This is a genomic window from Alteromonas sp. 14N.309.X.WAT.G.H12 (assembly GCF_036697315.1).
Taxonomy (GTDB): domain Bacteria; phylum Pseudomonadota; class Gammaproteobacteria; order Enterobacterales; family Alteromonadaceae; genus Alteromonas.
In genome coordinates this window covers 1-7,054 of sequence record NZ_JBAHZB010000141.1, presented here as the reverse complement: position 1 = coordinate 7,054, position 7,054 = coordinate 1, and the positions used below count along the sequence as shown (strand labels likewise).

The following is a 7,054-nucleotide window of genomic DNA, read 5'->3' as shown; positions in this document are numbered from 1 at the left end:
TAGTTCCCTTGTTGCCAAGGGCGTGACTGTCACCGGTCAAGTCCTTCAATCACCCTATACCCGGCTAATTACGCCGGCACATAGTTGGCATTATGTATGGGCACAACGGCTTGCTTCTATGGGCTATTCTCGCTGGACGGTTGCTCTGTTAACGGGGAATCGTCAGAATTTGGAAACCGCGGACTGGGCTTTACTGCGCGTTACAGGGACAGCCCATCTATTTTCCATTTCCGGCATGCATGTGGGTGTGGTAGCCCTATGGACGTCCCTTTTTGCGGGTATCTTTGTAGCCATTTTATTGTTGGCAAGGCGCAGAAACTACAATGGCTTTAACATTCAGCCCCAAGTGTTGAGCATTGCCCTTATCGTCAGTGGCGGGTATGCCACATTAGCTAATTGGCAGGTACCGGTAAGCCGAGCGTGGATATGTTTTGGCATATTGTCGGTGCTGTGGCTTAGCGGTCGATATTGGACGTGGTTACAACGGTATTTGGTCATGGTGGCTAGCTGTATATTGTTGTTCCCTTTTAGTGTTTTCGGTACCAGCTTTTATTTGAGTGCCGGAGCTGTGGCATTGCTGATTTTATTAACGTGGCGGTTTAAGCCCCCGGGGACGTCATGGCTGGGACGATTCAAGTATGTGTGTAAACTACAATTCACCCTGTCTTTGGTGTTGGTGCCGGTCACCGCCGTGTTTTTTAATAGTATGTCGCTTTTGGTGGCACCGGTAAATCTTATTGCCATTCCCTGGATCACAATGATTGTGCCCGTGGGCTTGGCTGGCTTAGTGGTCGCGGCGCTAACGGGTACGCCAAATGTTATGCTGGATATTACCGATGAGGCGCTCACCGCATTGGTTGCTATGTTAAATGGGGTCCAACCCTTTATGTTATCTTATGAAAAATTACCGTTTTCACCCGGTAGTATGATATGCGGTTTTTTGGCGCTGATCCTGGTCGCTCTTCCGTGCTTTGCTTATCGTTGGCGCTGCTGTTTAACATTGACCTTGCCGCTATTTAGTCACCTTGTACCGCCATCATCTCGGGATTGGCATTTACACATATTCGATGTGGGTCAAGGAAATGCAATGTTGATATCAAAAGGAGCACAAGGTGTATTGATTGATACCGGGCCTTCCTATGAAACGAGTGATGCTTATACGCGCATTATAAAACCGGCGCTGACTCAACTGGGCATTGATAAAATCGATAGGATCATGGTGACACACGGCGATGACGATCATGCCGGAGGACTGTTCAGTGCCAAAGTGGATAGATTAAATACCCATGGGCTAGCGCCCGTCGTCATGACAAATACCGATGCCTGTACACAGGGCAATGATTTTAATTGGCAGGGGCTGGATTTTCATATTCTCTGGCCTGCACGGTTAAATCATGTTGATGGCAATGGTTATTCTTGCGTATTTACGGTAACGGATGGCGTTCACACAACACTTTTCCCCGGTGATATTAATAAATCCGTGGAATATGAATTACTGTATAACAACGCGTATTTAAAATCCGATGTGTTAGTGGCGCCCCATCATGGCAGTAACACATCATCCAGTGACGCCTTTATTTATGCTGTTGCTCCAGCATATACCGTGTTCTCAACCGGGTATTATCACCGTTGGCGATTACCTCATCGTGACGTGGTCGCCCGTTATCAGCAGTACGGTATGCAAATGGTTAACACTTCACGCATGGGATATACCCGCTTTAGCTTTAATAACAAGGAAATTGTTACCTACGCCCAAGGGGCAGGCATCAATCAACGTTGGTACGATAGCCGTTGGTATCGCCCCAGCGCAGTGATAGATAATCATTAACGGCCAATGGGGCAAATTCTCCGGTACGAAATACGCATTGAATTGCTAAAATGTAATCCCATATAGCGTGGTTAATATGAATAAAGTCGATGTTTATCGTGTGAAGGTGGGAATTTTCTAAATTCCAAGTACAATACTCTCGAGTTTTAAATAAGTGATTATAGTTCATGCAAAAATCCGATCCGAATGCGAGTAATAATCGCCGTTTTTTTAGTTATCTTCGGAAATATAAATTTGAATTTTTTATTGCCGTCATTGGCATGATTGGGTATTCCGCCCTTGATACCTTTGTAATTTCAAATCTTAAACCCCTTATCGATGATTCCTTAGGAAATGGAGACACTGCTTTTCTTAGAATGGCGGCGATGGCCATTGTGCCGTTATTTATTTTGCGAGGGATATTTAATTTTATGGGCACCTATACTCTGAATTGGATAGGGGCAAAAGTTGTCATGACCATGCGTCAGCAGCTATTTGAAAAATATATTCATCTTCCGGTCTCGTTTCACGATCAACAAGCTGTTGGTGCACTCATCAGTAAGGTCACCTATGACACTGAGCAAGTCGCCAATGCTGCCAGTAAAGCCCTGCTTACCATCGTCAGGGAAGGGGCTTTTGTGATTGGATTGTTGGTTGTTATGCTTTATCAATCTTGGCAATTGTCATTAATATTTTTGATTATTGGTCCCTTAGTGGCCATTGTTGTTGCCGTGGTAAGTAAGCGGTTTAGAAAAGTCAGTCGCAATATTCAGCAGTCAATGGGTAATGTTACGGCAGCGGTGGAGCAAGCCGTTAAAGGACACAAGGTGATCTTGATGTTCGGCGGACAAGATTATGAGCGGGAACGATTTGCCCGCAAAAATAATCATAACCGTCAACAAACGATGAAGCTGGCGGTAACGCAGATATTAAGTGTGTCCTCGATACAAGTGATCGCTTCTATAGCCCTTGCGGTGGTGTTATTTATGGCCAGTTTGCCATCGATTATGGTTAGCCTGACTCCCGGTACTTTCATTAGTGTGGTTTTTTATATGGTCATGCTACTAAAACCGCTGAAACAATTAACCACGGTAAATAACGAATATCAACGAGGTATGGCAGCATGTAACAGCATTTTTGCTGTACTCGACGAGAAGATAGAAGTGAATACCGGCGAAAAACAAATTGCCCGGGCAAAAGGTCACATTGTATTTAACGATGTGACCTTTACCTATCCGGGTAAGGAACGTCCGGCAGTTACCCACTTGTCTTTTGAAGCTAAACCGGGCCAAACCATTGCTCTTGTGGGTAAATCAGGCAGTGGCAAATCCACCATATCCTCTTTGATCACCCGTTTTTATATGCCCCAACAAGGGGTAATTTCCCTAGACGGCACCAATATCAACGACATAGAGCTTCGCTCCTTACGCAAGCAATTTGCCACGGTGTCGCAACATGTCACTTTGTTTAATGATTCCATTGCCAATAACATCGCCTATGGGGTCACCGATAAGGTCAGTAAAAAGGACATTATTCGAGCGGCAGAAATGGCCCATGTCACGGAATTTGTGGATATGCTCGATAATGGTCTTGATACTGTAATTGGTGAAAACGGTCTGATGTTATCCGGTGGCCAGCGTCAGCGTATTGCTATAGCGCGAGCTATTTTAGCTAGAGCACCTGTGCTTATTCTCGATGAGGCCACGTCAGCTCTTGATACAGAATCAGAAAAATTGATTCAAGATGCATTGGAAAAACTACAGAAAGATTGTACGTCGCTGGTGGTGGCTCATAGGCTATCAACCATTGAAAAGGCGGATCAAATTATAGTGATAGACCAGGGGCAGATTTTAGAGCAAGGCCGACATCAGGAATTGCTTGCTAAACAAGGGCATTATGCCTCCTTGCATGCATTGCAATTTGGTCAATCTTCTCAGCAATGAAAATAGAAAACATGTGGTACCGGCGTGACAAACGGGTTTGGCTATTGTGGCCACTGTCCCTTCTGTTTCGCGCCTTGAGTGCCTTTCGCCGTTGGCTGTATCGTTCAGGGGTTAAACCGGCCACCAAGGTGTCAGCCTGCGTTATTGTGGTGGGGAATATTTCCGTGGGCGGAAACGGCAAGACACCGGTGGTGATTGCACTTGTTGAATATTTGAAAAAAAAGGGTATTAGTGTGGGGGTATTAAGCCGTGGATACGGAGGCAATACCACACATTTTCCCCATCAGGTACAACCGATAAATGGGCCTGATGAAGTCGGCGATGAGCCTAAACTGATTGCGGCTCGCACCCATGTGCCCGTTGTGATCGATCCGAAACGGGCTCGAGGCGCCAGCTACTTAGCCGACAAACTCCATTGTCAGGTGATTATTTGTGACGACGGTTTGCAGCACTATGCCTTGCATCGAGATGTGGAATTGGTCGTCATGGACAACCGCGGCGTGGGCAATGGACATTTATTGCCCATGGGGCCCTTACGTGAAGGTTTGTGGCGTTTAGATACGGTGCACGGGATTATTATCAATGGAGATGTCTCGGTACTGGATAGGCAAATTACAGATCATGACTGTCCTGTTTATGGGATGTCCTTAGCAGGCACAGATTTTGTGAATGTAAAAAGCGGTGATAGGGTGGGCGTGGCTGAATTTAGCCAACAACAAAATACCGTGGCATTGGCGGGGATCGGTAATCCGGATCGGTTTTTTTCCCAGTTATCTTCTATGGGATTAACCTTAAGTGACACCTACCGTTATCCGGATCATCATCAGTTTGCGGCCAAGGATATTCCGTTAAAAACCGTTGTTATGACGGAAAAAGATGCGGTAAAAGTGACATCCTTCGTCCATGATGACTGCTGGTATTATCCCGTCGATGCCCAACTCCCACCGCCATTTTATGCTTTTATCGATACCCGCTTAACTGCTGCGGGTATCGACCTTAAAGAGGATCAGCTATGAGCTTTGATATTAAACTTCTTGATGTTTTGGCCTGCCCAGTTTGTAAGGGTAAACTGGTTTTGTCGAAGGACAAAAAAAGTTTGTTGTGCCGCTTCGACCGCTTAAATTTTGCCATCGAAGATGGCATTCCTGTACTTATTGAATCTAAAGCCACTCAGATGTCTTCAGAAGAATTGGAAGCAACACGGTAATGGCATTTACAGTAATTATTCCAGCACGCTATGGCTCATCCCGTTTTCCCGGTAAACCGCTGGCGGATATTCACGGACAACCGATGATCACCCATGTTGTTGACAGAGCGAAAGAAGCAGGGGCATCACGAATTATTGTTGCTACTGATGATAAACGTATCGCTGCGGTGGCAGAGCATCACGCCGAAGTGGCGATGACCGCTTCTACCCATGAATCGGGTACGGAACGCTTATCGGAAGTGATATCCACGTTAAATATTGAGGATGATTCGGTGGTGGTGAATGTGCAAGGGGATGAACCCTTTGTGCCCGCACAGAACATTCGTCAGGTGGCATTGAATTTGATGAATGATGATCGGATTGCTATTGCGACCTTGTGTACACCCGTTATGGAAATGGACGAGGTACTTAATCCTAACGTGGTTAAGGTGGTAGTGAATCAACGAAAAGAAGCCTTGTATTTTTCCCGTTCACCCATTCCGTTTCAACGTGCCACCATGATGACCGAACCCAGTAAAGCTGATCCCAGTTGTTATTTACGCCATATTGGTTTATACGCCTATAAAGCGGCTTATGTCTCTCAATATGTTCGTTATGCGCCGTCTGCATTAGAACATCTTGAATCCCTTGAGCAGTTAAGGGCGCTTTGGTATGGCGATATTATTCATGTTGATGTTGCTGTAGCTCCGCCCCCAGTAGGTGTCGATACCCCGGAAGATTTACAGCATTTGATTGCATCGTCTTCATCGTTTTAAAAACCGGGGCTTTCATTATCTGTTTTTAGCAAGGAGAGTTAAATGAATGTAGTTATCACCGGAGGTAATCGTGGCATTGGATTGGCACTAGTGAATGCACTTCTGGCTCGTAATTGTCATGTTATTGTGGCCTGTCGGCATAGCTCTGATGCACTGAATAATACCCAGGCCACAGTGATCACAGGGGTGGATGTGTCTAAGCCTGAAAGCTTGGAAAAAGCCTTGTCACCGCTTAAGGATGTTCCCATCGATTGGCTTATCAATAATGCTGGCGTATTGGGCAAAGAATCTTTGGATGATTGGGATCCAGCCACCATTGATTATCAGTTTAGAGTAAATGCCCTCGGTCCATTATTAGTTACCCAAGCCTTGCTGCCTAATTTATCCGAAGGAAGTAAAATTGGCCTGATTACCAGTAGAATGGGCTCGATGACGGATAATGGTTCTGGAGGTTACTACGGGTATCGCATGTCAAAAGCGGCGTTAAATGCTGCGGGTGTGTCTCTGGCTCAGGATCTCAAACCCAAAGGCATTGCGGTTGCGTTGCTGCATCCGGGGTTTGTACAAACCGAAATGGTAAATAATGCCGGTGATATTACACCCGACGAAGCGGCATCTGGATTGATTAATCGGCTCGATGAATTAACCCTTACGACAACAGGGCAATTTTTTCATGCCAATGGAGAGCGACTTCCTTGGTAACGAGACTGACAACCTGTGCCCTGCTACTTGTCGTCCTATTTTGTTTACCGCTAAGTAGTTATGGGGCAGAAAAATATCACTGGTCCATCGGCCCATCATTGCCTTTGCCTGTGCAAGAAATCTATCCCACTGTACATAAAGAGGCCATTTATGTGGTCGGCGGGCTGCATGAACAAGATGAGCACTTTGGCGTTTCAAATGCTGTGTATCGACTTAAAAAGGGGGCCCGGCAATGGGAGACGTTACCGCCATTTCCGGTGGCCGCTCATCATGTCATGCTGGTTTCTACTGGGGAACACTTGTGGGCATTTGGCGGCTATAGCGAATCGGCACAAGGAGCGTGGACAAATTCTGCCCAGGTATACCTATTTGATGAGACACAACTCACTTGGCACGCTCACAGCACCATGCCGGTTAAATTATCCGAGACCATTGCGGCAGTCATTCAGGGAAAGGTCCACCTCGCAGGAGGACGAACCACAAAATCCGATAATTACTCTTGGCATCACCATCTTGATTCAGATTGGCATGGTGTTTTTGATGCCGAGGCTGGCGTATGGAAAACCTCGTCACCATTACCGATAGCCAGAAACAGTGCCTGTAGTGTGGTAAGTAATGGGCACTGGCACGTCATTGGTGG

Annotated in this window: 7 protein-coding genes; all 7 read left to right on the top strand. The window is 46.2% G+C overall.

The annotated features are described in order from the left end of the window. Window positions 1-1,828, top strand: a 1,828-nt coding sequence (locus V5298_RS18935) for a DNA internalization-related competence protein ComEC/Rec2 (RefSeq protein WP_332932994.1), incomplete at its 5' end; no start/stop codon positions are given. 167 nt (window positions 1,829-1,995) lie between these two features. Further along, window positions 1,996-3,750 carry a lipid A export permease/ATP-binding protein MsbA gene (gene msbA / locus V5298_RS18930; RefSeq protein WP_332932993.1) on the top strand — a complete coding sequence of 585 codons (1,755 nt, stop codon included), beginning with the start codon at window positions 1,996-1,998 and terminating at the stop codon, window positions 3,748-3,750. Next, window positions 3,747-4,766 (top strand): tetraacyldisaccharide 4'-kinase, encoded by a 1,020-nt coding sequence (gene lpxK / locus V5298_RS18925; RefSeq protein ID WP_332932992.1) that lies wholly within the window; start codon window positions 3,747-3,749, stop codon window positions 4,764-4,766. The genes msbA and lpxK overlap by 4 nt, the downstream gene beginning before the upstream one ends. Beyond that, window positions 4,763-4,957 (top strand): Trm112 family protein, encoded by a 195-nt coding sequence (locus V5298_RS18920; RefSeq protein WP_332932991.1) that lies wholly within the window; start codon window positions 4,763-4,765, stop codon window positions 4,955-4,957. The genes lpxK and V5298_RS18920 overlap by 4 nt, the downstream gene beginning before the upstream one ends. Next, a complete protein-coding gene (gene kdsB / locus V5298_RS18915) occupies window positions 4,957-5,712 on the top strand; it encodes a 3-deoxy-manno-octulosonate cytidylyltransferase (protein WP_332932990.1) in 756 nt (251 codons plus the stop codon). Before V5298_RS18920 ends, kdsB begins: the two co-directional genes overlap by 1 nt. 42 nt (window positions 5,713-5,754) lie before the next feature. After that, window positions 5,755-6,414, top strand: coding sequence for an SDR family oxidoreductase (locus V5298_RS18910; protein ID WP_332932989.1), 660 nt, complete (start codon window positions 5,755-5,757; stop codon window positions 6,412-6,414). Further along, window positions 6,408-7,054 (top strand): Kelch repeat-containing protein (locus tag V5298_RS18905; RefSeq protein WP_416351208.1); only part of this gene is annotated, 647 nt, incomplete at its 3' end. The genes V5298_RS18910 and V5298_RS18905, both read left to right, overlap by 7 nt.